Origin of the sequence: Micromonospora humidisoli (genome assembly GCF_016900955.1) — a bacterium.
GTDB classification, from domain to species: domain Bacteria; phylum Actinomycetota; class Actinomycetes; order Mycobacteriales; family Micromonosporaceae; genus Micromonospora; species Micromonospora wenchangensis.
In genome coordinates this window covers 753,534-779,300 of the sequence record NZ_JAFEUO010000004.1, presented here as the reverse complement: position 1 = coordinate 779,300, position 25,767 = coordinate 753,534, and the positions used below count along the sequence as shown (strand labels likewise).

Below are 25,767 nucleotides of genomic sequence, written 5' to 3'. Positions count from 1 at the left end.
GATCATGACCTGACGCGGCGGGATCGTGGAAGCTCCCCGTGAACCGTGCGTCGCCGGTCGGCGGGCGAGGTGTGCCGGGGTGGTCGGGTCACCGGGACCGTGCCCAGGTGACGATGCGGTCGGTGAGGCCGGGTGGCGCGACACCGTCGTGCAGGCTGGCGAGGTCGTCCATGGCTTCGCCCAACAGCAGGCCCAGGTAGACCAGCAGGGCGGTGCGATCCTCGCGGTACTCCCCGAGCAGCGCCAGCCGGGCCGGCGAGCACGGCCAGGCCGCCCCGCATACCCGGCACCGCCAGGAGGGGCGGGCGGCCACGTGGGGGCGGTACCGGGGCATCAGCGCCGCCCCGGCCGGCCGGCACGGGGGCCGGGGTGCCCCGGGAATCCGTAGCGCGATCCGAGAACCTGTCGCATGGTCGAGCCTCCGTCGATGCTGGAGGGGAGCGCCCGCCGACGACACCGACAGACGCTCCCGGCCTGGTTCCGCCCACCGTCCGATCCCGGGAGCGGTCCCGCTGGGTGACAGTCTGTTGATGGCCCGGCTACGGTGGGAGGTCCGCCGTGCCGACGACGCAGGCGTGGACCGGTCGAGCCGGGGCGGTACGACAATGTACGGAGGCTGTCTGGTGGAACGCTCGTCCATGCTGGACCACTTCGCGGAGGAACTGCGGCTCACCCGGGCCGGCCACGGCATGTCCCAGGCGGCGCTGGCCGAGGCGCTGAGCTATTCGGGGGCCTTGGTCGCCAAGGTGGAGACCTGCGAACGCCGGCCGAGCCTGGACTTCGCCCGCCGCTGCGACACGGTGTTCACCACCGACGGCCGCTTCGAACGAATCCAACGCCGAATCAGCCGGGAAACCGTGGTGCCCTGGGCACGGGACTGGACGGCAGTGGAAGCGGAGGCGCGGGCGTTCCGTTGGTTCGAGCCGCTCTATGTTCCCGGCCTGCTTCAGACCGAAGAATATGCCCGAGCCATCCTGGTCGGGGCCGGGCTGTTCGGCGTCGACGAAATCGAACAACAGGTGGCCACGCGAATCGAGCGCCAGGTAGTGCTCACCCGGGACCGGCCGCCGCTGCTCACCGCCGTCATCGACGAGTACGTGTTGCGCCGCAATGTCGGTCAGCCGGAGGTCATGTGTCAGCAGTTGCAGCACCTGGTGAAGCTCGGCACGACGTTGCCGCGAGTCCGTATCCAGGTGGTTCCACTGTCCGCCGGTGCCTATCCCGGACTTGACGGCCCTTTCGTCATTGCCACCTCGCCCACTGGTGAGGACGTCGTCTACCTGGAAGGACAGCGCCACGGGCAGGTGGTCGACCGCACCGATTACCTACGCGAGGTGGTTGAGGTATGGGAGTCGATCCGTGGTGAGACACTTTCCCAGCAGCAGTCCATCGAGTTGACAGGGGAGGTGGCGGAAACATGGACCTGAACGGTGTCCGGTGGCGCAAGAGCACCCGTAGCAATGGCGGTGGCGGGGCCTGCGTCGAGGTGGCTGACAACCTATCCGGCGTGGTGATGGTGCGGGATTCCAAGGACCCGGGTGGGCCGGTGCTGGCCTTCGACCCGTACGCCTGGCGGGCATTCGTCGGCGCAACGGCGAGAAGGGCTTAGTGGGCCGGCGGCCCGATCCCGGGTCGTTGCACGCGCGCCCGGCGGCGGGAGAGTGCCTGTCGTCACCTCTGCCGCTGCCCGGTGGTTAGGCGGCGGCTGTGGCGGGGCATGTCGGAGGGCGACATCCGCAGATCCCCGAGGAGGGGCGATGGCCTCCGACGAGACCCACGCCGACCGCGACGACGCGGCCACCGTGACCGCAGCCCGGCACGACCGGGACCGGTCGGGTGACCGGCGCTCCGGTGACCGCCCGGCGGGTGAGCCCGGGTCCGGCGACCGGCGGCGGGGCGACCGGCGGGAGGCCGACGCGCGTACCCGGCCGGTGGGTCCCGACGACGGCCCGGACAGCCCCACGGACCTGCACCGGGCGGACTGGAAGGCGGCGCTCAAGCGCACCGGGCGGGAGTTCCAGGAGGACAGCCTGACCGACTGGGCCGCCGCGCTGACCTACTACGGGGTGCTGTCGATCTTCCCCGGGATGCTGGTGTTGATCTCGATCCTTGGTCTGCTCGGCGAGCGGGCCACCAGCGGGGTCCGGGACACCGTCGGGCAGGTGGTGCCGGAGGAGAACATCCGCACCATCATCGAGACCGCGATCGACCAGGCCGGCCAGTCGGGTGGGCTGGCCAGCATCGCCGCGGTCATCGGTCTGGTCGCCGCGTTCTGGTCGGCCTCCGGCTACGTGGGCGCGTTCATGCGGGCCTCGAACAGCATCTACGACGTGCCGGAGGGGCGGCCGGTGTGGAAGACCCTGCCCATCCGGCTCGGGGTGACCGCCCTGGTGGGGGTGCTGCTGCTCGCCGCCGCAGTGATCGTGGTCTTCACCGGTGGCCTCGCCGAGCAGGCCGGCAGCGCCATCGGGTTGGGCTCGACGGCGGTCACGGTGTGGAACATCGCCAAGTGGCCGGTGCTGCTGGTGCTGGTCAGCCTGATGTTCGCGATCCTCTACTGGGCGTCGCCGAACGCCCGGCACGGCGGGTTCCGCTGGGTCAGCCCGGGTGGTGTGCTGGCGGTGCTGCTCTGGCTGCTGGTCTCCGGCCTGTTCGCCCTCTACGTCGGCAACTTCGGGTCCTACAACAAGACCTACGGGGCGCTGGCCGGGGTGATCATCTTCCTGGTCTGGCTCTGGCTGAGCAACATCGCGATCCTGCTCGGTGCGGAGTTCGACGCCGAGTTGGAGCGGGGTCGGGCGATCGCCGCCGGCCACGACCCGGACGAGGAGCCGTACGTCGAGCTGCGCGACGACCGCAAGCTGCGCAAGAAGCGCAACGCCGCCCCCGGCCGCTGACCCCGCCTCCGGGAGGCCCGCCGGACCCACCGACCCCGCCCCGCCACGATCGAGCTGGCGGGGTGGGGTCTTGTCATGTCCGGGGGTGATCGGGTAATGCTTCCCCCGCCCGTTCGGGGCCTGCGGGGAGGCGCTAGCCGGGCCCCGGTAGCAGGTCGTTGCGGAGATTTCTCGGTCTGTCAACCTTTTCTTGATCCACTAGTAGCTTTTGTTCGTTCGGACAAAAGTTGCCGGAGGAACGAACGAAGCTATGGACACGCGCCACGGAAGTCTCCTACTGTGTCGACCACAACACAACGGCGTGACGTCAATGTGAACCCTGAGGCGGAGGTGAGTCCCGTGCGGACGGCAGATCCCCTGCACGTGCAGCTGTTGCGGCTGCTCCGTGACGAGGGGCCAGCGTCCCGGGCCGAGCTGGGCGACCGGTTGCAGATGCCCCGGCCCCGGCTCCTCGCCGAGTTGGAACGGCTGGTCGGGCTGGGCCTGGTGGCCGAGGCCGGGCTGGCCGCCTCCCGGGGTGGCCGCCGGTCCACCCTGGTGGAGCTGAACCCGGACCTGCGGTTCGCCGGCATCGACATGGGCGCCAGTTCGATCGACGTCGAGGTGGTCAACGGGCGGCTCGAACCGGTCGCCGCGTACGCCGAGCCGGCCGACATCCGCTCCGGCCCGAAGGCCATCCTGCACCGGGTCAACGACCTGCTGCACAAGGCCCGGGTGGATGGGGCGTACGAGCGGCTCAACGGCGTCGGCATCGGCGTCCCCGGCCCGGTCAGCTTCCGCGACGGGGTGCCGGTCTCGCCGCCGATCATGCCGGGCTGGGACCGCTACCCGGTGCGCGAGCTGATCAGCCGTGAGCACGGGTGCCCGGCGGTGGTCGACAACGACGTGAACATCATGGCGATCGGCGAGCGGCACGGCGGGGTGGCCCACTCGGTCGACGACTTCCTCTTCGTCAAGATCGGCACCGGAATAGGGTGTGGGATCTACCTCAGCGGCGAGGTCTACCGGGGCACCGACGGCTGCGCCGGCGACATCGGACACATCCAGGCCGAGGCCGGCGGACCGGCCTGCACCTGCGGAAACGCCGGTTGCCTGGAGGCCGTGTTCAGCGGCGCGGCACTGGCCCGGGAAGCCGCCGTCGCGGCGCGTACCGGCACCTCGCCGGCGCTGGCCGAGCGGCTCGCCGCCCGGGGTGCGGTCTCCGCCCGCGACGTCGCCGAAGCGGCGATCGAGGGCGACGTCACCTGCATCCAGCTCATCCGCGACGGGGGCCGCCGGGTCGGGCAGGTGCTGGCCGGGCTGGTCAGCTTCACCAACCCGTCGATGATCGTCATCGGCGGCGGGCTGGCCCACCTCGGGCACATCCTGCTCGCCGAGATCCGCAGCGTGGTCTACCGCCGTTCGCTGCCGCTGGCCACCGGCAACCTGCCGGTCGTCCTGTCCGAGCTGGGACCGCGCGCCGGAGTGGCCGGCGCGGCCGTCCTCGCCAGCGACGTCGCCTTCGGGGAGGCATCATGAGCAAGCAACCGACCTCCCCCACCGGGGACAAGGCCGCCGCCGGGGACAAGGCCCCGCTGGTCGAGGCGCCCGGCGACACCGTCGCCGGTGAGGTGGTGCTGCGGCTGACCGACGTGGTCAAGACGTTCCCCGGCGTCCGCGCCCTCGACGGGGTGCAGCTGGAGGTACGGGCCGGCGAGGTGCACTGCCTGCTCGGGCAGAACGGCGCCGGCAAGTCCACCCTGATCAAGGTGCTCGCCGGGGTGCACCGGCCCGACTCCGGTCAGGTGGAATGGCGTGGCGAACCGGCGCACTTCGCCAACCCGCAGGCCGCCATGCGTGCCGGCATCGCCACCATCTACCAGGAACTCGACCTGGTCGAGGACCTGTCGGTCGCCGAGAACGCCTTCCTCGGCCACGAGCCGAAGGTCGCCGGGTTCGTCAGGCGCGGGCTGATGGCCCGGCGTACCCGGGAGATCCTCACCCGGCTCGGCCACGGCGAGATCCCGCCCGGCCGGATGGTGCGCGCGCTGCCGGCCGCCGGCAAGCAGGTGGTCAGCATGGCCCGGGCGCTGTCCCACGAGGCCCGGCTGATCATCATGGACGAGCCGAGCGCGGTGCTGGCGCACGACGAGGTGGACAACCTGTTCCGGATCATCCGGGAACTCACCGCCCAGGGCATCGCGGTCATCTACATCTCGCACCGGATGGAGGAGATCCGCGAGATCGGCGACCGGGTCACCGTACTCAAGGACGGCCGGACCACCGCGGCGAACCTGCCGGCCCGGAACACCCCGACCGGCGACCTGGTCGCCCGGATGACCGGCCGGACCATCGAGTACGTCTTCCCGGACCGCCCGACCGCGCCCGCCACCGGCGAGGAGCTGCTCCGCGTCGAGCGGCTGACCCGGACCGGCGAGTTCGCCGACGTCTCGCTCAGCGTCCGTCCCGGCGAGATCGTCGGCATCGCCGGGCTGGTCGGCTCCGGCCGCTCGGAACTGCTGGAGACGATCTACGGGGCCCGGCGTGCCGAGTCCGGCACCATCACGATGGGCGGCCGGACCCTGCGGCCGGGCAGCGTCGGCGCGGCGGTCCGGGCCGGCATGGGCATGGCCCCCGAGGAACGCAAGAGCCAGGCGTTGCTGCTCGGCGAGCCGATCCACCGCAACGTCACCCTGGCGACCTTCACCCGGTACGCCCGCCTCGGCTTCACCAGCGCCGCGCGCGAGCGGGCCGAGGCGGAACGGATCGCCGACGACCTCCAGCTCCGGCCCAACGACGTGCGCCGGGCGGTACGCACCCTTTCCGGCGGCAACCAGCAGAAGGTGGTGGTCGGGCGCTGGCTGCTCGGCGACACCCGGTTGCTGCTGCTCGACGAGCCGACCCGGGGGGTGGACGTGGGCGCCCGTGCCGAGCTGTACCGGGTGATCCGTGGCCTGGCCGCCCAGGGGGTCGGCGTGCTGCTGGTCTCCAGCGAGGTGCCCGAGGTGCTCGGCCTGGCCGATCGGGTGCTGGTGATGCGGGAGGGCCGGATGGTGCGCGAGGCGCCCGCCGGCGAACTGGACGAGAACACCGTGCTCGACCTCGTCATGGCGGGGTCTCTGATGGAAGGCGCGCCGGCATGAGCGAGCGCAGTGGACATAACGAGGTGACGGCATGAGTGAGTCGACCGGGACCGCGACACCGGACCGGCCGGCGGACCTGCCGGCGCAGTCCCCGCCGGTAGACCCGGCGGTGACGGCGTCGCTCAAGGAGAAGCCCAGGACCGGTGGGTTGTCGTTCTGGGCGGGTGAGGGCGGTGAGGGCGCGAAGCGTAACCTCGGCCTGATCGGCGTGCTGGTGGTGCTGGTGGTGATCGGCGCCGCGACCCGCTGGGATCTCTACTCCAACCCGGACTGGGTGTGGGGCAACACGCTGACCATCCTCAAGCTCGCCTCGGTGGTCGGGGTGGTCACCGTCGGGATGACCTTCGTGATCATCGGCGGCGGCATCGACCTGTCGGTCGGCGCGATCGTCGCCCTCGCCGGGGTGTGGGCGACCACGGTCGCCACCCAGAGCTACGGCGCGGGCGGCATGATCTTCACGGCGGTCGTGGTCGGTGTCGCGGTCGGCCTGGTCAACGGGATCCTCATCTCCTACGGGCGGCTGGTGGCGTTCATCGCCACGCTGGCCATGATGGTCGCCGCCCGGGGTCTGGCCGCCCAGATCTCCGGCAAGCAGACCCAGGTGTCGAACAACTCCTTCATCAACGGCATCGCCAGCACCGACCTGCTGGGCATCCCGCTGCTGGTCTACATCCTCGCCGCCGTGGTCGCCGCCGGGTGGGTGCTGCTCAACCGCACCACCTTCGGCCGGCGTACGGTCGCCGTCGGCGGCAACCCGGAGGCGGCCCGGCTCGCCGGCATCAACGTCAGGCGGCACACCCTGCTGCTCTACGCGCTCTCCGGTCTCTGCTGCGGCATCGCCGCGATCATGCTGACCGCGCAGGCCAACTCCGCCCAGGCGGCCATGGCCAACCTCTACGAGCTGGACGCGATCGCCGCGGCCATCATCGGCGGCACGCTGCTCAGCGGTGGCCGGGGCACCATCATCGGGTCCCTGCTCGGGGTGCTGATCTTCTCCACCATCACCAACCTCTTCGCCATCAACGGCCTGTCCACCGAGGCCCAGAACATGGTCAAGGGCGGCATCATCGTCGGCGCCGTCCTGATCCAGCAGGTGCAGTTCCGCAGCGTCACCCAGTTCCTCAGCCGCAACAAGCTGACCACCCCCGCCTGACCCGGACGCGTCGCCCCACCGGGCGCGTCCCGACCCTCCGCACCATCGCATTCCGGCGGCCACCGACGGTGGCCGGGATCAGCACAACCTTTTTCACCCCCACCATCCGTCATTTCCTGGAGGTCGTCATGACCCAGCCCCGTGACCTGTCCCGTCGCCGGTTGCTCTTCGGCGGCGCGGCGGTCGGCGCCGGTGTGCTCCTCGCCGGTTGCACCAGCAACGAGTCCACACCGACCGCGGCGCAGACCAAGGCGGCCGACAACGCCGACGGCGGCAACGCCGCCCCCGGCAAGAAGGTCACCATCGGTTTCTCCGCCCCCGCCGCCGACCACGGCTGGATCGCCGCCATCACCAACAACGCCAAGGCGCAGGCCGGCGCGTACTCGGACGTGGACTTCAAGACCGTCGAGGCCGGCGCGGACGCGGCGGCCCAGCGGGCGGCGCTGTCCACCCTGGTCGCCCAGAAGCCTGACGTCATCGTGGTGCTGCCGCACGACGGCAAGGAGCTCAACGCGTTCGGCCTGGAGGCGATGAAGGCCGGCATCCCGGTGGTCAACCTGGACCGGGCGTTCCCGGACGCGCTGGCCTACCGGCTGCAGATCATGGGTGACAACTACGGCATGGGCGTGGCCGCCGCGAACTTCATCGTGGCGCAGCTCAAGGCCAAGGGCGTCAGCAACCCGATCATCGGTGAGATCCCCGGCATCGACTCGCTGGAGCTGACCCAGCAGCGGTCCAAGGGCTTCGCCGACACCCTGGCCACGGCCGGGTTCAAGGTGGCCAACCGGCGGCCGGCCGAGTTCACCGCCGACTCCGGCCAGCAGGCGGCCACCGGCCTGTTCCAGGCCCTGCCGAAGATCGACGCGGTCTGGAACCACGATGACGACCAGGGCATCGGTGTCCTGGCCGCGGTCAACCAGGCCAACCGCAAGGAGTTCTTCATGGTCGGCGGCGCCGGCTCGAAGAAGGCCATGGAGGACATCCAGGCCGACAACACGGTGCTCAAGGCGACCGTGACCTACAGCCCGTCGATGGCTTCCTCGGCCATCTCCCTGGCGCGTCTCATCGCCCAGGGCAAGGGCATGTCCGACCTGGTGGAACTCCAGGTGCCCAAGGAGATCGTGCTCGCCTCGGAGACGATCACCAAGGAGAACGCGAGCAACTACCTCAAGCTCGGGTTCTGATACACGGGGGGAGACCCACCTTGTCCACTCACGACAGCGAACTCCGGATCGGCATGATCGGGTACTCGTTCATGGGCGCCGCGCACTCACAGGCGTGGCGCACCGTGAACCGGGTGTACGACCTGCCCGCCCGGGTTCGGATGGCGAAGATCTGCGGCCGGGACGCCGCGAAGGTCGCCGAGGCAGCCGACCGGCTGGGCTGGGACGCGCACACCACCGACTGGCGTGCCCTGGTCAACTCGGACGACATCGACGTGGTCGACATCTGCACACCAGGTGACAGCCACGCCGAGATCGCCCTCGCCGCGCTCGCCGCCGGCAAGCACGTGATCTGCGAGAAACCGCTGGCCAACACGGTGGACGAGGCGCGGGCGATGACCGCCGCCGCAGCCACCGCGGCAGCCGCCGGGGTCCGGTCCATGTGCGGGTTCAACTACCGCCGGGTGCCCGCCGTCGCCCTGATGCGACAGCTCGTCGCCGAAGGACGGCTGGGGACGATCCGGCACGTCCGTGCGACGTACCTGCAGGACTGGATCGTCGATCCGCAGTTCCCCCTGGTCTGGAGGCTGGAGAAGGACAAGGCGGGCTCCGGTGCCCTCGGCGACATCGGGGCGCACATCATCGACCTGACCCAGTACGTGACCGGGCAACGGATCACCGGGGTCAGCGCCGTGACCGAGACGTTCGTCAAGGAGCGTCCGCTGCCGGGCGCGTCCAGCGGCCTGGCCGCCGAGGTCGACGGCGACGCCACGGCGACCGGCACGGTCACCGTCGACGACGCCGCGATCTTCGTGGCCCGCCTCGACGACGGGGCACTGGCCACGTACGAGGCGACCCGGTTCGCCACCGGCCGCAAGAACGCCCTCCGGGTGGAGATCAACGGTTCGCTCGGTTCGGTGGTGTTCGACCTGGAACGCCTCAACGAGCTGGAGTTCTACGACGCCACCCGGCCGACGGCCGAGCAGGGGTTCGCCCGCATCCTGGTCACCGAGGCCGAGCACCCGTACATGGCGGCCTGGTGGCCGCCGGGGCACATCATCGGCTACGAGCACTCCTTCACGCACGAGATGCGCGACTTCGTCGAGGCGGTCGCCACCGGCGTCGACCCGACCCCGTCGTTCGCCGACGCGTTGCAGGTACAGCTCGTGCTGGATGCGGTGACCCGTTCGGCGGAGTGCGGTTCCCAGTGGACCGACGTCGAGCCGGCCCTGGCCGCGCTCGCCGTCTGACCAGCCACCTCCGTCGCCGACCGGCGAGGGACCGGCCGCGGTTGCGCCCCGCGGCCGGGCCGGGGTCGGTGCCGGAGGGTGTGCGTCGGGCCGTCGGCCCGGGGCACGCGCACGTCGGCCGTCCGGTGCGGCCGGACCGGGATTCCCCGGTCGCACCGGAGGGCCGCCTGTTAGAACATAGATGAGCGTGATTCGATAAACCGGATCACCGACCACAGTCGTCCGGCCGGAGGCGCGCCGCCGCCGTCGGCCGGATGCGGGGAGGCAGGGCCGAGACGCCGAACCGGCCCTGCCTACCAGCCCCGTCCGCACGCCGTACGGGAACCGGATGCGGAGACGATGCCGCCGACATCGTCGCCGCGCCCGGTGCCATCCCGCACGGCGGGCGGGCGGGGCCACCCCGCGCCCACCCGTACCACTTCACCGACAGAGCGTTTCCACCCGACGGAGGGAGCACCATGAGAACGGGTGTCTGGCTGGTGGGAGCGCGCGGTTCCGTCGCGACCACCGCCATCGTCGGGGGCCTCGCCCTGCGGGCCGGTCTCACCGGTCCCACCGGCTGCGTCACCGAACTGCCCGACCTGCGCGGGCCCGCCCTGCCCACCTTCGCCGACCTGGTCTTCGGCGGTCACGACGTGGCCACCACCCCGCTGACCAAGCGGGCCGAGGCACTCGCCGCCGCCGGGGTGCTGCCCGGCCGGCTGGCCACCGCGCTCACCGCCGACCTGACCGCCGTCGAGGAGGACCTGCGGCCCGCGCCCACCGGCGGCAGCCAGGCCGACCGGGCCGCCGCCATCGCCGCCGAGCTGACCGCGTTCCGCGACCGGCACCGGCTGGACCGGGTGGTGGTGGTCAACGTCTCGGCCACCGAACCCGCCCCCGCCGCGCACCCCGGCCACGCCGACCCGGACGCCCTGCGGGCCGCCCTCGCCGGCCCCGACGAGGTGCTGCCGCCCAGCTCGCTCTACGCGTACGCGGCCGTCGAGGCGGGCTGCCCGTACGTCGACTTCACCCCGTCCACCGGGCTGCGCCTGCCGGCGCTCGCGGCGCTGGCCGCCCAGCGCGGCCTGCCGTACGCCGGGCACGACGGCAAGACCGGGGAGACCCTGGTCAAGTCGGTGCTCGCCCCGATGTTCGCGATGCGGAACCTGGCGGTGCGGTCCTGGTCCGGGGTCAACCTGCTCGGCGGCGGCGACGGGGCGACCCTGGCCGAGCCGGGCGCCAACGCCGCCAAGGTGGACAGCAAGCAGCGGGTCCTCGGCGAGACCCTCGGCTACGTGCCGCAGGGTGGCACCCGCATCGACTACGTCGAGGACCTCGGCGACTTCAAGACCGCCTGGGATCTGATCACCTTCGCCGGGTTCCTCGGCACCGGAATGCGGATGGAGTTCACCTGGCACGGCTGCGACTCCGCGCTGGCCGCCCCGCTGGTGCTCGACCTGGCCCGACTCACCGCCGCCGCGCACGCCGCCGGCCGGGTCGGCCCCCTGCCCGAGCTGGCGTTCTTCTTCAAGGACCCGATCGACTCGCCCACCCACTCGCTGAGCGCGCAGTGGCAGCGGCTCGTCGACTTCGCCAGCGAGCTGCACGCCGGCGGTGCCGGGTGACCAGCCTGGCCGACCTGGCTGAGCTGGTCCGGGCGCCGGCCGCGCTGTCCGTACCGGGTGACCTGGTGGCCGGGGCGGCGGCGGCCGGGGTGCTCGGCCCGCGTACCGCCGGGCTGGCCGGCGCGTCGGTGCTGCTCTACTGGGCCGGGATGGCCGCCAACGACTGGGCCGACCGGGGGCTGGACGCCGAGGAACGCCCGGAACGGCCCATCCCGAGCGGCCGGATCAGCCCGGCCGCCGCCGCCGGGGTCGCCGCCGGGCTCACCGCCGCCGGCCTGGGCCTGGCCGCCGCCGTGGGCGGTCGTCGGGCCGCGGCCGTCGCGCTCCCGCTCGCCGCCACCATCTGGGGGTACGACCTGGCGGCGAAGAACACCGCCGCCGGTCCCGCCGTGATGGCCGCCTGTCGGGGGCTGGACGTGCTGCTCGGCGCGTCCCCCGGCCGGCCGGTGCGGGCGCTGCCGGCGGCGCTCACCGTCGCCGCGCACACCTGGACGGTCACCGCCCTGTCCCGACGTGAGGTCAGCGGCGCCGACGCGGCGCTGCCCCGACGTACCCTCGCCGGCACCGCCCTGGTCGCGCTGGCCGCCACCACCCTGCCCCGCCGCGCCGCCGCCTCCCCGCGCCCCCGGGCCGCCGAGCCGGCCCCGCGTCCCCTGGCCGGGATGGTCGCCGCCGCGCTGCCGGTCGGCCTGGCCGGCTGGTACGTCGCCCGGTACGGCGGCGCGCAGGCCCGGGTCGCCGCCGAGCCCACCGCCGGCCGGGTCCGGGCCGCCGTCGGGGCCGGCATCACCGGGCTGCCCTCGCTGCAGGGCGCACTCACCGCCCGGGCCGGCGCCGGGCTGGTCGGCGCGCTGGTCGCGCTTGCCGCGCCGCTGGGCGGCCGGTTGGCCCGGAAGCTCTCCCCGACATGACCACCCCACCGCCCACCACCACGCCCGGGCAGCGGCTGCGGTTCGGCTACGGCACCAACGGGTTCGCCAACCACCGGCTCGACGACGCCCTGACCGTGCTGGCCGACCTCGGCTACGAGGGGGTCGCGCTGACCCTCGACCACGACCACCTCGACCCGTACGCGCCGGGGCTGGCCCGTCGGGTCGACGCGGTGGCGCACCGGCTGGCCGCGCTGGGCCTCGGCGTGGTGGTCGAGACCGGTGCCCGCTACCTGCTCGACCCGTGGCGCAAGCACGCCCCGACGCTGCTGCACGACGAGGCGGCCGGCCGGATCGACTTCCTGGAGCGGGCGGTGCGGGTCGGCGCGGACCTCGGCGCTGAGGCGGTCTCGTTCTGGGCCGGGGTCCGGCCCGGCCACGTCCCGGTGGAGGTGGCCCGGGACCGGCTGGTCGCCGGCTGCGCCACGGTGGTGGCCGCCGCCGACCGGGCCGGGGTGACCCTGGGCTTCGAACCGGAACCGGGGATGCTGGTCGAGGACATCGCCGGCTGGCGGTGGCTGCACCGGGCCCTCGGCGAGCCGGCCCGCTTCGGCATCACCCTCGACATCGGACACTGCCGCTGCCTGGAGTCGGCAACCGTGCCCGACTGCGTACGCCAGGTGGCCGAGCACCTGGTCAACGTGCAGATCGACGACATGCGCCGGGGCGTGCACGAACACCTGGAGTTCGGCACCGGCGAGATCGACTTCCCGCCGGTGCTGCGGGCCCTGGCCGACGGCGGCTACCGGGGACTCGTCGCCGTGGAGCTGCCCCGGCACTCGCACGCCGCGCCCACCGTGGCCGCCCGGTCGCTGGACTTCCTGCGTACCGCCGCCCGGCAGGCCGGTCTCGCGGTGGACACGCCACCCGTGCCCGCCGGCACCACCGGGGCGGACTGACCACCGCCGACCGAACGTACCTGGGGAGGGAAGACGGATGACACCTGATCGACTGCGGGCCGCGCTGGCGGGCGCACCCGGTCCCGACTGGCTGGACACCGCGCTGCGGCACGTCGCGGCCGAGCCCGACACGGTCGCGCGGTACTTCCCGGCCGCCGCCCGCCGGTGCGGCCGGCACGACCTGCCCGACGCCCCCGGCTGGAGCGCCGACGAGGCGGCCCGCGCGCTGCTGCTGGTCGCGCTGCCCGCCGACCGGGCCGCCGGGCAGGTCGAGCAGGTCTACCGGTACGGCGACGCCGCCGAGAAGCGGGCCGTGCTCAAGGCCCTGCCGCTGCTGCCGATCGACGACGCCGGGGTGCCGCTGCTGCACGACGCGATCCGCACCAACGACACCCGGCTGGTCGCCGCCGCGCTCGGCCCGTACGCCCGGCACCTGGCCGCCGACGCCTGGCGGCAGGCGGTGCTCAAGTGCGTCTTCATCGGGGTCCCGCTGGCCGTCGTCGCCGACCTGGACGACCGGGCCGACGGGGAACTGGCCACCATGCTCGCCGCGCTCGCCGCGGAACGGCACGCCGCCGGCCGGCAGCTCCCCGCCGACGCCACCGCATTGCTCGACCGGCTCACCATCAGGGAGGCGTGAATGCGCATCTTCGACCCCCACATCCACATGACGTCGCGGACCACCGACGACTACGAGCGGATGGCCGCCGCCGGGGTCCGCGCCGTGGTCGAGCCGGCCTTCTGGCTGGGGCAGCCGCGCACCAGCGCCGCCTCGTTCGCCGACTACTTCGACTCGCTGATCGGCTGGGAACCGTTCCGGGCCGGCCAGTTCGGCGTCCGGCACCACGCCACCGTGGCGCTGAACCCGAAGGAGGCCAACGACCCCCGCTGCCGGCCCGTGCTCGACCTGCTGCCCCGCTACCTGGAGAAGGACGCCGTGGTCGCGGTCGGCGAGATCGGCTACGACGACATGACCCCGGCCGAGGACGAGGCGTTCGCCACCCAGCTCGCCCTGGCCGTCGACCACGACCTGCCGGCCCTGGTGCACACCCCGCACCGGGACAAGGCGCGCGGCGTCGAGCGGAGCCTGGCGGTGGTCGCCGAGAGCGGCATCGCGCCGGGCCGGGTGGCCCTGGACCACCTCAACGAGGTGACCGTGAAACTGGCCCGGGACAGCGGCTGCTGGCTGGGCTTCTCCATCTACCCCGACACCAAGATGTCGCCGCCGCGGATGGTGGAGCTGCTGCGCACGTACGGCACCGAGCGGATGCTGGTCAACTCGGCCGCCGACTGGGGCCGCTCCGACCCGCTGCTCACCCGGGCCACCGGCGAGGCGATGCTGGCCGCCGGATTCACCGACGACGACGTCGACCTGGTGCTCTGGCGCAACCCGGTGGAGTTCTACGGGCAATCCGGCCGGCTCGACCTGACCGACCTGGACACCCCGGCCAGCGGCACCTTCGAGGGCAACTCCATCCTGCGCGGCGGCGACTGATGCGGCTGCGGCACGCCGACGGCAGCACCGTCCACCTCGGCTACTGCACCAACGTGCACCCGGCCGAGGACACTGCCGGCATCCTCGCCCAACTCGACACGTACGCCCTGCCGGTGCGGGAGGCGCTCGGCGCGGACCTGCTCGGCCTGGGGCTGTGGTTGGCCGCCCCGGTCGCCGCCGAACTGGCCGCCGACCCGGCCGCCCGTCGCCGGCTGCGCGCCGAGCTGACCCACCGGGGGCTGGAGGTGGTCACCCTCAACGGCTTCCCGTACGCGGCCTTCCAGGCCCCGGTGGTCAAGGGCGCGGTGTACCACCCGGACTGGACCACCGGGCAGCGGCTGCGTTACACCCTCGACCTGGCCCGGATCCTGGCCGACCTGCTCCCCGACGACGCGGCCCGGGGTTCGGTCTCCACCCTGCCGCTGGCCTGGCGACACCCCTGGGACGCGGCGCACGCCGAGGCGTCCCGTCGCCGGCTCGACGCGCTCACGACCGGCCTGGCCGAGGTGGAACGGGACACCGGCCGGGTGGTGCGGGTCGGTTTCGAACCCGAACCGGGTTGCGTGGTGGAGAGCAGCGGGCAGGCCGCCGCGCTCCTGACCGACCTGGACCCGGACCGGCTCGGGATCTGTCTCGACCTGGCCCACCTCGCCTGCGCCTGGGAGGAGCCCGTCGCGGCGCTGGCCCGGCTGCGCGCCGCCGGGCTGCCGGTGGTCAAGGTGCAGGTCTCCGCCGCCCTGGAGTCGGCCGACCCGGTCGCCGACGCCGAGGCGCTGGGCCGCTGGGTGGAGCCGAGGTTCCTGCACCAGACCCGCACCGCAGGCTGCGCCCACGCCGCCGATCCGGCCGATCCGGCGTACGCGGCCGACGACCTGGACGAGGCGCTGGCCGCGCGGCTGCCCGGGGCCTGGCGGGTGCACTACCACGTGCCGCTGCACGCCCCACCCGAGCCGCCGCTGACCTCCACCCTGCCGGTGCTGCGCGCCGCGTTGGCCGCGCTGCTCGCCGGCCCGACGGCCGGTTGCGACCACCTGGACGTCGAGACGTACACGTGGGGGGTGCTGCCGGCGGCGCGGCGGCCCCGCACCGACGCGGAACTGGCCGTGGGCATTGCCGCCGAACTCGCGTTCGCCCGCGACGAACTGGTCACCCTCGGCCTCACCCCGGCCGGGCGAGCCGTCCCGACGACCCTGGGAGTACCACGATGAGCGAGCGCCAGCGACCCGGTACGACGAGGCGCCACCGCCGCGCCGGACGCAGCGGGGTGTCGGCATGAGCCGCCGGCTGGTGGTGCTGGACGTGGTCGGCCTGACCCCCCGGCTGCTGGCCCACATGCCCCGGCTGCGCGCCGTCGCCGAGCAGGGCTTCTCCGCCGGACTGGGCACCGTGCTGCCGGCGGTCACCTGCTCGGCGCAGGCCACCCTGCTGACCGGTGAGCAGCCGTCCGGGCACGGCATCGTCGGCAACGGCTGGTACTTCCGCGACCTCGGTGAGGTGCTGCTGTGGCGGCAGCACCACGCGCTGGTCGGTGGGGAGAAGGTGTGGCAGGCGGCCCGTCGGGTCGAGCCCGGCTACACGGTGGCCAACGTCTGCTGGTGGTACGCGATGGGCGCGGACGTCGACTGGACGGTCACGCCCCGCCCGATCTACTACGCCGACGGGCGCAAGGAACCGGACTGCTGGACCGACCCGCCGGAGCTGCACGACACGCTCACCGACGCGCTGGGCACCTTCCCGCTGTTCACCTACTGGGGGCCGGGTGCCGGGCTGCCGTCGTCCCGGTGGATCTGCCGGGCGGCCGAGCGGATCCTCGCCGACCACGCCCCCGACCTGACCCTGGTCTACGTCCCGCACCTCGACTACGACCTGCAACGCTTCGGCCCGTCCTCGCCCCGGGCCGCCGCCGCCGCGGCGGAGCTGGACGCGGTGCTCGCCCCGCTGCTGGACGCCGCGCGGGCCGCCGACGCGACGGTGGTGGCGCTGTCCGAGTACGGCATCACCGACGTCTCCCGCCCGGTGGACGTCAACCGGCTGCTGCGTGCCGAGGGGCTGCTGCGGGTCTACACCCAGGATGGCATGGAGTACCTGGACCCGTGGACGTCGCGGGCGTTCGCCGTGGCCGACCACCAGGTCGCCCACGTCTACGTGAAGGACCCGGCGGACGTGGCGGCGGTGGCGAAGCTCTGCGCCGGGCTGCCCGGGGTGGCCGAGGTGCTCGACGCCGAGGGCAAGGCGGCGGCCGGGCTGGACCACGAGCGGGCCGGTGAGCTGGTGCTGGTGGCCGAGCCGGACTCCTGGTTCACCTACTACTACTGGCTCGACGATGCCCGCGCCCCGGACTTCGCCCGCAACGTCGAGATCCACCGCAAGCCCGGGTACGACCCGGCGGAGCTGTTCTTCGACCCGGCCGCGCCGGGTGCGGCGAAGCGGCGGGCGGGGGTGGCGCTGGCCCGTAAGAAGCTCGGCATGCGCTACCTGATGAGCGTGGTCGGTCTGGACGCCGGGGCGCGGGCGGTGCGCGGTTCGCACGGCCGGTTGCCGGCCGACCCGGCGGACGGCCCGGTGCTGCTCTGCTCCGACCCGTCGCTGGCCCGGGACACCTTCGCCGCGACCGAGGTCAAGGCACTGCTGCTGGAGCTGGCCGGGCTGGGTGCCGGTGCCGACGGGGCGGCCGCGGCCCCGACCGGCCCGCCGGGCGCGGGGGAGCGGCGGTGACGCTCACCGCAGCCCCGACCGACGCCAGTGAGCTGCGTACCCGCTTCGACGCCGAGCTGGTGGCGTTCCTCGACCGGCAGGGCCCGGACTGGCCGGACGGTGCCCCGCGCGGCATCTTCACCGCCCTGCACCGGTTCGTGCTGGCCGGCGGGAAGCGGCTGCGTCCGCTGTTCTGCTACTGGGGCTGGCGGGGGGCCGGGGGCGTGGACGACCGCCCGATCGTGGTGGCGGCGGCGGCGTTGGAGCTGTTCCACGCGTTCGCGCTGATCCACGACGATATCCTCGACGGCAGCGACCACCGCCGGGGTGCGCCGTCGGTGCACCGGGTCTTCGCCGAGCTGCACACCCGCTCGGCGTGGCGCGGCGACCCGGAGACGTACGGCCGCAACACCGCGCTGCTCTGCGGGGACCTCTGCGCGGCCTGGTCGGATCAGATGTTCCACGAGTGCGGGATGACCTCCGCGCAGATCTGGCAGGGCTACCGGGTCTTCGCCCGGATGCGTACCGAGGTGATCGCGGGGGAGTACCTGGACCTGGTCTCCGGGGTCGGGGACGGCTCGGTGGCCAGCGCGCTGACGGTGATCCGGATGAAGGCGGCCCGGTACACGGTGACCCGGCCGTTGCAGATCGGTGCGGCGCTGGCCGGGGCCCCGGCGGAGCTGATCGCGGCGCTCGTCGACTTCGGTGATCCGTTGGGTGACGCGTTCCAGCTCCGCGACGACGTGCTGGGTGTCTTCGGTGATCCGGCGGTGACCGGGAAGTCGATCCTGGATGACCTGCGGGAGGGCAAGCCGACGGTGATGATGGCGATGGCCCGCGACGCCGCCGACCGGGCCCAGGCCGCCCGGCTGCGGGACCTGTTCGGCAATCCGGAACTGGACGCGGCGGGCGCCGCCGAGCTGCGGACGATCATCGAGGCGACCGGGGCGCGGGAGAAGATCGAGCGGTTGATCCGGGTCCGGGCCGATGCCGCCCGGGTGGCGCTCGGCCAGGTGCCGCTGGCGGAGCCGGCCCGTGCCGCGCTGGCCGCCCTGGCCGACCAGGCCGTGCACCGGCAGCACTGAGCCGTCCCGCCCCGGCCCCTGCGGCGGTGCGGGGTGGGCACCCCGGCGCGGCGGGGCCGGCACGGCGGCCGGTCTTTCATCAGATGTATGTGGGTTCCCGTGCGGGTGTCGGGTGGCCGGGGTGGGGTCTTCATCTGATGAAAACCCACACCGGTGGGCAGAGGGTATGGACATTGATATAGGTCACCATTAATGTTTGTGGCATCACGGGCATGTTTCGTCAAGGTGAACCGGCGGCGCGGTAACCCCTCGGCGAGCGACCTTCCGCTGGGCGGTTCGCGCCCCGGCCGAGGGTTCGGACCGGCCGGGGTGTCCCCGGCCGCCCTGCCTGCCCTGCCACACCCCACCACTCCACCCCACCACCCGGCATCCGGCGCGGCGGCACGCGTCCCGCCCTGGCCGTGATCCGTCAGGAAGGGACAATCCTCCAATGTCCACAAAGGACTACACAGGTCACCGATCCCGACGGTGGCTACCCTCAGCGGCCGTGCTGCTGCTGGCCGTCACCGCCGGCACGGTCGCCGCGACCACCGGCCCACCCGCCCCGGCCGCCGCACACACCATCAACGCCAGCGACTTCCAGCAGGTCGAGCTGGCCCGGGGCGTCAACGAGATGGGCGAGCCGATGTCGCTCGCCGTGCTGCCGGACCGGTCCGTGCTGCACACCGCCCGCAACGGCACCGTGCGTCGTACCGACTCCGCCGGCGTGACCCGGGTGATCGGCACCATCCCCGTCTACACCCACGACGAGGAGGGGTTGCAGAGCCTCGGGGTCGACCCGGACTTCGCCACCAACCGGCACATCTTCCTCTTCTACGCGCCGCCGCTGTCCACCCCCGGCGGCGACGCACCCGCCACCGGCAGCAACTGGTCGGCCTGGCAGGGCGTCAACCGGCTGTCCCGGTTCACCCTGAACGCCGACTTCACCATCAACATGTCCAGCAAGGTCGACGTGCTGGACGTCGGGACCGACCGGGGCATCTGCTGCCACGTCGGCAGCGACATGGACTTCGACGCCGCCGGGAACCTCTACCTGTCCACCGGCGACGACAGCAACCCCTTCGACTCCGCCGGCTACTCGCCGCTTGACGAACGGACCAACCGCAACCCCGCGTACGACTCCCAGCGTGGTGCCGGCAACACCAACGACCTGCGCGGCAAGCTCCTGCGGATCAAGATGAACCCCGACGGGACGTACTCGATCCCGAGTGGGAACCTGTTCCCGCCCGGCACCGCGAAGACCCGCCCCGAGATCTACGCGATGGGTTTCCGCAACCCGTTCCGGATCAGCGTCGACAAGGCCACCGGCGTCGTCTACGTCGGCGACTACGGCCCGGACGCCGGCAGCACCAACGCCAACCGGGGCCCCTCCGGCCAGGTCGAGTTCAACCGGGTCACCGGCCCCGGCAACTACGGCTGGCCGTACTGCACCGGCACCAACACCACGTCCGAGACGTACAACGAGTGGAACTTCGCCACCAACTCGACCGGCCCGAAATACAACTGCACCGGCGGGCCGACCAACAACTCGTTCCGCAACACCGGTCTGACCACCCTCCCGCCGGCCAAGCCCTCCTGGATCCGGTACGGCGGCGACGCCGGCAGCCCGGCCGCGTTCGGCAGCGGCTCCGAGTCGCCGGCCGCCGGCCCGGTCTACCGGTACGACCCGAACAACCCCTCGGCGACGAAGTTCCCGCAGAGCTTCGACGGGCAGTTCTTCGCCACCGAGTTCGGTCGGGGCTGGGTCAAGCCGATCCACGTCAACGCCGACGGGTCGCCCGGCACCATCGACAGCTTCCCCTGGGTGGGCAAGCAGGTGATGGACTCCGCGTTCGGCCCCGACGGGGCGTACTACCTGCTCGACTACGGCACCGGCTACTACAACGGTGACGCCAACTCGGCCCTGTACCGCTTCGACTACGTCGGTGTCGGCAACCGGGCGCCGGCCGCCCGGGCGAGCGCCGACCGGACCTCCGGCCCCGCACCGCTGACCGTGAACTTCTCCTCGGCCGGATCCGCCGACCCCGAGGGCGGGGCGCTGACCTACTCGTGGGCGTTCGGCGACGGCACCACCTCCACGGCGGCCAACCCGACGAAGACGTACACCACCGACGGCTCGTACACCGCGACGCTCACCGTGCGGGACCCGCAGGGGGCGACCGGCACGAACAGCGTGACGGTCAACGTCGGCAACACCGCCCCGACGGTCACCATCACCGGTCCGGTCGACGGCTCGCTGTTCTCCTTCGGTGACACCGTGCCGTTCAGCATCACCGTCACCGACCCCGAGGACGGCACCGTCGACTGCACCAAGGTCAGGATGACCTACGTGCTCGGCCACGACCAGCACGGTCACCAGATCTCCTCGGTCAACGGCTGCTCCGGCACGATCACCATCCCGGTCGACGGCGAGCACGACGACGCGGCGAACATCTTCGCGATCTTCGACGCCGAGTACACCGACGCCGGTGGCCTCACCACGCACACCCAGCACACCCTTCAGCCCCGGCACCGGCAGGCCGAGCACTTCAAGACCTCGTCCGGCGTGACCCTCTACGACAAGACCCCCGCCGAGGGCGGCAAGACCGTCGGCAACATCGAGAACGGGGAATGGATCGGGTTCTCCCCGTACCAGATCGGCAACGTCACCTCGTTCACCGCGCGGGTCTCCTCGGCCGGCGCCGGCGGCACCCTCCAGATCCGCGCCGGCTCGCCCACCGGCACCGTGCTCGGACAGGCCAGCGTTCCGGTCACCGGCGGCTGGGAAACCTTCACCACCGTCACCGGCACGGTGTCCGGCGCACCCACCGGCACCACCACGCTCTACCTGACCTTCGCCGGTGGCAGCGGGCTGCTCTACGACCTGGACGCGTTCACCCTCAACACCGGCACCGTCCCACCGCCGACCAACGGCACCGGGCCGATCAAGGGGCTGGGCGGCAAGTGCCTGGACGTGCGTAACGCGGCCACCGCCGACGGCACCCAGGTGCAGATCTTCACCTGCAACGGTGGGGCCGGGCAGACCTGGACGGTCACCCCGAACGGCCCGATCAAGGCGCTGGGCAAGTGCCTGGACGTCAACGGCGGCGGCACCGCCAACGGTACCAAGATCCAGCTGTGGACCTGCACCGGCGGCAGCCCGCAGGTCTGGTCGGCGCAGTCCGACGGGACCCTGCGCAACCCCGCCTCGGGCAAGTGCCTGGACGTCTCCGGGAACAGCTCGGCCGACAGCACCGTGGTCCTGCTGTGGACCTGTAGCGCCGCCGCGAACCAGAAGTGGACCCTGCCCTGACCTGACCTGACGGGCGCGGGACCGGCCCCGTCCGGTCCCGCGCCCCCGGCGTACTGGAGCACGACATGAGACTTTTCCGGCCCCTCCTCGGCGCGGCCACCGCCGTCCTCGCCGCCCTCGCCTGTACCGCCCCGGCCACCCCCGCGACCGCCGCCGACGCCGCCTACGACGTGCTGGTCTTCTCCAAGACCGCAGGCTTCCGGCACGACTCCATCGCGGTCGGCACCCAGGCCATCCGTGACCTGGGCGCGGCCAACAACTTCACCGTCACCGCCACCGAGGACGGTGGCCAGTTCACCGCCGCCAACCTCGCCCGGTTCGAGGCGGTGATCTTCCTCAACACCACGGGCGACGTGCTCAACGCCAGCCAGCAGAGCGCCTTCGAGTCGTACATCGCCGCCGGTGGCGGGTACGTCGGGGTGCACTCCGCCGCCGACACCGAGTACGACTGGCCGTTCTACGGCAACCTGGTCGGGGCGTGGTTCGCCTCCCACCCGGCCATCCAGCAGGCCACCGTCCGGGTGGAGGACCGCGCACACGCGGCCACCGCCCACCTCGGCCCGACCTGGCAGCGCACCGACGAGTGGTACAACTTCCGCACCAACGCCCGCTCCACCGCGCACGTGCTGGCCAACCTCGACGAGTCGTCGTACTCGGGGGGTGGGATGGGGGCCGACCACCCGCACGTGTGGTGCAAGACGTACAACGGCGGCCGGTCGTTCTACACCGGCGCCGGGCACAACCAGTCGGCGTACTCCGAGCCGGCGTTCCGGGCCCACCTGCTCGGCGGCATCCGGTACGCGGCCGGCCGGACGAAGGCCGACTGCCGGCCGGAGACCGGCTACACCGCGCTCTACAACGGCTCCATTAACGGCTGGTCGCAGGCCGGGCCGGGCAGCTTCACCAACGCCAACGCCACCCTCAGCTCCGTCGGTGGGCTGGGCATGCTCTGGTACAGCGCGAAGCAGTTCACCAGCTACTCGCTGAAGCTGGACTGGAAGGTGGACGGCGACGACAACTCGGGCGTCCTGATCGGCTTCCCGCCGTCGAGCGACCCGAACTCGGCGATGGACAACGGCTACGAGGTGCAGATCGACGCCACCGACACGGTCGACCGGACCACCGGCTCGGTCTACTCGTTCCAGGCCGCCGACCAGGCGGCCCGGGACGCGGCGCTGAACCCGCCGGGGGAGTGGAACACCTACGAACTGCTGGTCGAGGGGGAACGGCTCCAGGTCTTCCTCAACGGCGCGAAGATCAACGACTTCACCAACACCAACCCGGTCCGCTCGCTCGCCGGTCACATCGGCATCCAGAACCACGGCGACGGTGACGACGCCTCGTTCCGCAACATCCGGATCAAGGAGTTGGGCGGCACCACGCCGACCCCCGGCACCGGCCCGATCAAGGGGCTGGCCGGCAAGTGCCTGGACGTGCGCAACGGCGCCACCGCCGACGGCACCCAGATCCAGATCTTCACCTGCAACGGCAGCGCCCGGCAGACCTGGACGGTGACCCCGAACGGCCCGATCAAGGCGTTGGGCAAGTGCCTGGACGTGTCGGGTGGCGGCACCGCCAACGGTACGAAGATCCAGCTGTGGACCTGCACCGGCGGCAGCCCGCAGGTCTGGTCGTCCCAGTCCGACGGCACCCTGCGCAACCCCGCCTCGGGCAAGTGTCTGGACGTCAACGGCAACAACTCGGCTGACAACACCGTGGTCCTCCTCTGGACCTGCAACTCCTCCGCCCCCAACCAGAAGTGGACCCTCCCCCAGTAACCCCACCCAGCCCTGTCCCACCAGGCCCTGTCCCACCCGGCCGGCGGGCCGCCCACCCGGCGGCCCGCCCGGCCCGCCGGTCGGGCTGAGCATCGGTGATCAAGAGGTTTGCGTCACGCGGGTCGCCCGTCGTGACGCAAACCTCTTGATCGTTCGGGCGTCGGGCGTCGGGCGTCGGGCGTCGGGCGGCGTGTGGGCGTGTGGGCGGGCTGGGGTGGGCGGTGGGCGAGGGGCGGTGGGTGAGAAGAGGGGTTTCGTGGGGGGTGGGGTGGGCTTAGAGTGGTGGGCGGCGACCTGCGGGTGGCCGGTGACCCGACGGGAGGCGCAACCCGTTGGGCCCAGGTGCGTGTGCACCCACCGGTGACCCGGCACGGCCGTCGACGTACCGGCCCGGCCCGGTCCCCTCGCCCCGGTCAGCTCAGGAATCCCCACCACAACAGGGGAGACAGACGATGGCGCGACCGATCACGCTCTTCACCGGCCAGTGGGCCGACCTGCCGTTCGACGAGGTCTGTCGACTCGCCTCCGAATGGGGCTACGACGGGCTGGAGATCGCCTGCTGGGGCGACCACTTCGAGGTCGACAAGGCGCTCGCCGACGACTCGTACGTCGAACGCAAGAAGGAGACGCTGGCCAAGCACAACCTGAAGGTCTTCACGATCTCCAACCACCTGGTGGGTCAGGCCGTCTGCGACCACCCGATCGACGAGCGGCACCAGGACATCCTGCCCGCCCGGATCTGGGGCGACGGCGAACCCGAAGGGGTACGTCAGCGGGCCGCCGAGGAGATCAAGGACACCGCCCGTGCGGCGGCGAAACTCGGCGTGGACACGGTGGTCGGCTTCACCGGGTCGTCGATCTGGCACACGCTGGCGATGTTCCCACCGGTCCCGCCGGCGATGATCGAGCGCGGCTACCAGGACTTCGCCGACCGGTGGAACCCGATCCTCGACGTCTTCGACGAGGTGGGGGTGCGGTTCGCCCACGAGGTGCACCCCAGCGAGATCGCCTACGACTACTACACCACCAAGCGCACGCTGGAGGCGATCGACCACCGGCCCGCGTTCGGGCTCAACTGGGACCCGTCGCACTTCGTGTGGCAGGAGCTGGACCCGGTGAACTTCATCTTCGACTTCGCCGACCGGATCTACCACGTCGACTGCAAGGACGCGAAGGTGCGCACCGGGGACGGTCGGCGTGGCCGGCTCGCCTCCCACCTGCCCTGGGCCGACCTGCGGCGCGGCTGGGACTTCGTCTCCACCGGCCACGGCGACGTGCCCTGGGAGGACTGCTTCCGGGCGTTGAACGCGATCGGGTACACCGGGCCGATCTCGGTGGAGTGGGAGGACGCCGGGATGGACCGGCTGGTCGGCGCGCCGGAGGCGCTGGAGTTCGTCCGCCGGCTGGCGTTCGACGCCCCGACGGCGGCGTTCGACGCGGCGTTCAGCAGCGGCAAGGACTGAGACACCCGTCGGGCCGGTCGCCACGTGGCGACCGGCCCGACGACGTACGGACGGTCAGAGGGTGCTGCCGTTGGTGCCGGTGCCCGGCGCCTTGGGCTTCGGGGTGGTGGTGGTCGAGCTGGTCGGGGTGACGCCCGACTTGGCGCCGACGGTGGCCGGGGTGCCGGCGAAGGCGTCGTCGGCGGGGGTCAGCTCCGGCTTGCCGGTGTTGCCGGTGTGCAGCTTCTCGCCGAGCCTGGACTGGCCGAGCTTGTCCTTGCCCTCGCTGTACAGGCGGGTGGCCTGGGCCTGGGCGACCCCGGCGGCCTCCTGGACGGTCGGGTGGTCGAGCACCTTGCGGCCCCGCACGACCAGCTCCTCGTACTTCTCCCGGCCGGCACGGGCGCCCAGGACGAAGCCCGCAGCCAGCCCGCCAAGAAACATGATCTTTCCGCGCATGGCGGCTCCTTCCGTACCTGACGCTCCCGTCGTTCCCGCCGGTGGTGTCCGGTCGGGACCGACCATCGTCGCGCCCCACAGTTTTCTCGGTCGACAGCTAACTACCCATCCTGCTCCGCGCTCATACCTGGTTGTGCCGGGATGACGAATTGTCCGCATTGTGAGCGTCGATCGTTCCGGGCGGTAGCGCGGCGGTCGAATGCGGTAACCCCCTGGACCGAACCCCCCCGAAGTCCTGTACTCTTGTGCCGTCGCCGAGCGCCGGAGAGATCCGACACGACGCGACGAAGCAGTCCCCCGTAGCTCAATTGGCAGAGCAGCCGGCTGTTAACCGGCAGGTTTTTGGTTCGAGTCCAAACGGGGGAGCCCAGTCCCGCACTCCCGCCCGTCGGCCCCGCCGACGGGCTTTTCCTATCCCGCTGCCGACGTCCTTCTCCGCCGCCCGCGACGAGGGCCGGCTGGGCGGTTTCGGCCCCGGAGGGCGTAACCGGGCGGCAGGATG

At 72.3% G+C, this 25,767-nt stretch carries 21 protein-coding genes and 1 tRNA gene; 20 read left to right on the top strand and 2 right to left on the bottom strand.

All coding sequences use genetic code 11. The features are described 5' to 3' along the window. Nucleotides 1-88 precede the first annotated feature (88 nt). The gene (locus JQN84_RS18270) at nucleotides 89-334 is read right to left on the bottom strand and encodes a flavin reductase (RefSeq protein ID WP_204926328.1); all 246 of its coding nucleotides are present in this window, start codon (nucleotides 332-334) and stop codon (nucleotides 89-91) included. Nucleotides 335-623: 289 nt separating this feature from the next. Between JQN84_RS18270 and JQN84_RS18265 the strand changes: the two genes are divergently transcribed. From JQN84_RS18265 to JQN84_RS18175, 19 genes are all read left to right on the top strand, one after another. Beyond that, nucleotides 624-1,427: a helix-turn-helix domain-containing protein gene (locus JQN84_RS18265; RefSeq protein WP_307821298.1), complete on the top strand. Its 804-nt coding sequence runs from the start codon at nucleotides 624-626 to the stop codon at nucleotides 1,425-1,427. Then, nucleotides 1,418-1,609 carry a DUF397 domain-containing protein gene (locus tag JQN84_RS18260; protein ID WP_204959529.1) on the top strand — a complete coding sequence of 64 codons (192 nt, stop codon included), beginning with the start codon at nucleotides 1,418-1,420 and terminating at the stop codon, nucleotides 1,607-1,609. Before JQN84_RS18265 ends, JQN84_RS18260 begins: the two co-directional genes overlap by 10 nt. A 148-nt stretch (nucleotides 1,610-1,757) precedes the next feature. Next, on the top strand, nucleotides 1,758-2,897 hold the full coding sequence (locus tag JQN84_RS18255) for a YihY/virulence factor BrkB family protein (protein WP_204959528.1): 1,140 nt from the start codon (nucleotides 1,758-1,760) through the stop codon (nucleotides 2,895-2,897). Between the two features lie 339 nt (nucleotides 2,898-3,236). Further along, on the top strand, nucleotides 3,237-4,415 hold the full coding sequence (locus tag JQN84_RS18250) for an ROK family transcriptional regulator (protein WP_204959527.1): 1,179 nt from the start codon (nucleotides 3,237-3,239) through the stop codon (nucleotides 4,413-4,415). After that, the gene (locus tag JQN84_RS18245; protein ID WP_239485538.1) at nucleotides 4,412-6,019 is read left to right on the top strand and encodes a sugar ABC transporter ATP-binding protein; all 1,608 of its coding nucleotides are present in this window, start codon (nucleotides 4,412-4,414) and stop codon (nucleotides 6,017-6,019) included. Before JQN84_RS18250 ends, JQN84_RS18245 begins: the two co-directional genes overlap by 4 nt. 31 nt (nucleotides 6,020-6,050) lie before the next feature. Next, nucleotides 6,051-7,172, top strand: a complete 1,122-nt coding sequence (locus JQN84_RS18240; protein ID WP_204959526.1) for an ABC transporter permease — start codon at nucleotides 6,051-6,053, stop codon at nucleotides 7,170-7,172. Between the two features lie 128 nt (nucleotides 7,173-7,300). Next, on the top strand, nucleotides 7,301-8,356 hold the full coding sequence (locus tag JQN84_RS18235) for a substrate-binding domain-containing protein (RefSeq protein ID WP_204959525.1): 1,056 nt from the start codon (nucleotides 7,301-7,303) through the stop codon (nucleotides 8,354-8,356). A gap of 20 nt (nucleotides 8,357-8,376) precedes the next feature. Further along, nucleotides 8,377-9,585, top strand: coding sequence for a Gfo/Idh/MocA family protein (locus tag JQN84_RS18230; protein ID WP_239485537.1), 1,209 nt, complete (start codon nucleotides 8,377-8,379; stop codon nucleotides 9,583-9,585). Nucleotides 9,586-10,043: 458 nt separating this feature from the next. Next, complete coding sequence (locus tag JQN84_RS18225) at nucleotides 10,044-11,192, top strand: inositol-3-phosphate synthase (RefSeq protein ID WP_204959524.1); 1,149 nt, start codon at nucleotides 10,044-10,046, stop codon at nucleotides 11,190-11,192. Then, entirely contained in the window at nucleotides 11,189-12,103 is a 915-nt protein-coding gene (locus JQN84_RS18220) for an SCO3242 family prenyltransferase (protein WP_204959523.1), read from the top strand. Before JQN84_RS18225 ends, JQN84_RS18220 begins: the two co-directional genes overlap by 4 nt. Then, nucleotides 12,100-13,020 carry a sugar phosphate isomerase/epimerase family protein gene (locus tag JQN84_RS18215; protein WP_204959522.1) on the top strand — a complete coding sequence of 307 codons (921 nt, stop codon included), beginning with the start codon at nucleotides 12,100-12,102 and terminating at the stop codon, nucleotides 13,018-13,020. The genes JQN84_RS18220 and JQN84_RS18215 overlap by 4 nt, the downstream gene beginning before the upstream one ends. 37 nt (nucleotides 13,021-13,057) lie before the next feature. Further along, nucleotides 13,058-13,660, top strand: a complete 603-nt coding sequence (locus tag JQN84_RS18210; RefSeq protein ID WP_204959521.1) for an EboA domain-containing protein — start codon at nucleotides 13,058-13,060, stop codon at nucleotides 13,658-13,660. Continuing rightward, nucleotides 13,661-14,515: a TatD family hydrolase gene (locus JQN84_RS18205; RefSeq protein ID WP_204959520.1), complete on the top strand. Its 855-nt coding sequence runs from the start codon at nucleotides 13,661-13,663 to the stop codon at nucleotides 14,513-14,515. Beyond that, on the top strand, nucleotides 14,515-15,723 hold the full coding sequence (gene eboE / locus JQN84_RS18200; protein ID WP_204959519.1) for a metabolite traffic protein EboE: 1,209 nt from the start codon (nucleotides 14,515-14,517) through the stop codon (nucleotides 15,721-15,723). The genes JQN84_RS18205 and eboE overlap by 1 nt, the downstream gene beginning before the upstream one ends. A gap of 64 nt (nucleotides 15,724-15,787) precedes the next feature. After that, nucleotides 15,788-17,230, top strand: a complete 1,443-nt coding sequence (locus tag JQN84_RS18195; protein WP_204959518.1) for an alkaline phosphatase family protein — start codon at nucleotides 15,788-15,790, stop codon at nucleotides 17,228-17,230. After that, a complete protein-coding gene (locus JQN84_RS18190) occupies nucleotides 17,227-18,294 on the top strand; it encodes a polyprenyl synthetase family protein (protein WP_204959517.1) in 1,068 nt (355 codons plus the stop codon). Before JQN84_RS18195 ends, JQN84_RS18190 begins: the two co-directional genes overlap by 4 nt. Before the next feature lie 430 nt (nucleotides 18,295-18,724). Next, a complete protein-coding gene (locus JQN84_RS18185; protein ID WP_204959516.1) occupies nucleotides 18,725-21,586 on the top strand; it encodes a carbohydrate-binding protein in 2,862 nt (953 codons plus the stop codon). 65 nt (nucleotides 21,587-21,651) lie between these two features. Further along, the gene (locus JQN84_RS18180) at nucleotides 21,652-23,364 is read left to right on the top strand and encodes a ThuA domain-containing protein (protein WP_204959515.1); all 1,713 of its coding nucleotides are present in this window, start codon (nucleotides 21,652-21,654) and stop codon (nucleotides 23,362-23,364) included. 452 nt (nucleotides 23,365-23,816) lie between these two features. Next, the gene (locus JQN84_RS18175) at nucleotides 23,817-24,827 is read left to right on the top strand and encodes a sugar phosphate isomerase/epimerase family protein (RefSeq protein ID WP_204959514.1); all 1,011 of its coding nucleotides are present in this window, start codon (nucleotides 23,817-23,819) and stop codon (nucleotides 24,825-24,827) included. Between the two features lie 54 nt (nucleotides 24,828-24,881). Here JQN84_RS18175 and JQN84_RS18170 read toward each other — a convergent pair whose 3' ends face one another. Next, nucleotides 24,882-25,265, bottom strand: coding sequence for a hypothetical protein (locus JQN84_RS18170; protein WP_204959513.1), 384 nt, complete (start codon nucleotides 25,263-25,265; stop codon nucleotides 24,882-24,884). A 293-nt stretch (nucleotides 25,266-25,558) separates the two neighbouring features. On the opposite strand from JQN84_RS18170, the gene JQN84_RS18165 reads away from it, so the two are divergent. Continuing rightward, a tRNA-Asn gene (locus tag JQN84_RS18165) sits at nucleotides 25,559-25,631 on the top strand. Nucleotides 25,632-25,767 lie beyond the last annotated feature (136 nt).

Coding starts and splice junctions, on each gene's coding strand:
- JQN84_RS18270 (WP_204926328.1), bottom strand. CDS start 334: ATGCCCCGGTACCGCCCCCACGTGGCCGCCCGCCCCTCCTGGCGGTGC.
- JQN84_RS18260 (WP_204959529.1), top strand. CDS start 1,418: ATGGACCTGAACGGTGTCCGGTGGCGCAAGAGCACCCGTAGCAATGGC.
- JQN84_RS18255 (WP_204959528.1), top strand. CDS start 1,758: ATGGCCTCCGACGAGACCCACGCCGACCGCGACGACGCGGCCACCGTG.
- JQN84_RS18245 (WP_239485538.1), top strand. CDS start 4,412: ATGAGCAAGCAACCGACCTCCCCCACCGGGGACAAGGCCGCCGCCGGG.
- JQN84_RS18240 (WP_204959526.1), top strand. CDS start 6,051: ATGAGTGAGTCGACCGGGACCGCGACACCGGACCGGCCGGCGGACCTG.
- JQN84_RS18235 (WP_204959525.1), top strand. CDS start 7,301: ATGACCCAGCCCCGTGACCTGTCCCGTCGCCGGTTGCTCTTCGGCGGC.
- JQN84_RS18225 (WP_204959524.1), top strand. CDS start 10,044: ATGAGAACGGGTGTCTGGCTGGTGGGAGCGCGCGGTTCCGTCGCGACC.
- JQN84_RS18215 (WP_204959522.1), top strand. CDS start 12,100: ATGACCACCCCACCGCCCACCACCACGCCCGGGCAGCGGCTGCGGTTC.
- JQN84_RS18210 (WP_204959521.1), top strand. CDS start 13,058: ATGACACCTGATCGACTGCGGGCCGCGCTGGCGGGCGCACCCGGTCCC.
- JQN84_RS18205 (WP_204959520.1), top strand. CDS start 13,661: ATGCGCATCTTCGACCCCCACATCCACATGACGTCGCGGACCACCGAC.
- eboE (WP_204959519.1), top strand. CDS start 14,515: ATGCGGCTGCGGCACGCCGACGGCAGCACCGTCCACCTCGGCTACTGC.
- JQN84_RS18195 (WP_204959518.1), top strand. CDS start 15,788: ATGAGCCGCCGGCTGGTGGTGCTGGACGTGGTCGGCCTGACCCCCCGG.
- JQN84_RS18185 (WP_204959516.1), top strand. CDS start 18,725: ATGTCCACAAAGGACTACACAGGTCACCGATCCCGACGGTGGCTACCC.
- JQN84_RS18180 (WP_204959515.1), top strand. CDS start 21,652: ATGAGACTTTTCCGGCCCCTCCTCGGCGCGGCCACCGCCGTCCTCGCC.
- JQN84_RS18175 (WP_204959514.1), top strand. CDS start 23,817: ATGGCGCGACCGATCACGCTCTTCACCGGCCAGTGGGCCGACCTGCCG.
- JQN84_RS18170 (WP_204959513.1), bottom strand. CDS start 25,265: ATGCGCGGAAAGATCATGTTTCTTGGCGGGCTGGCTGCGGGCTTCGTC.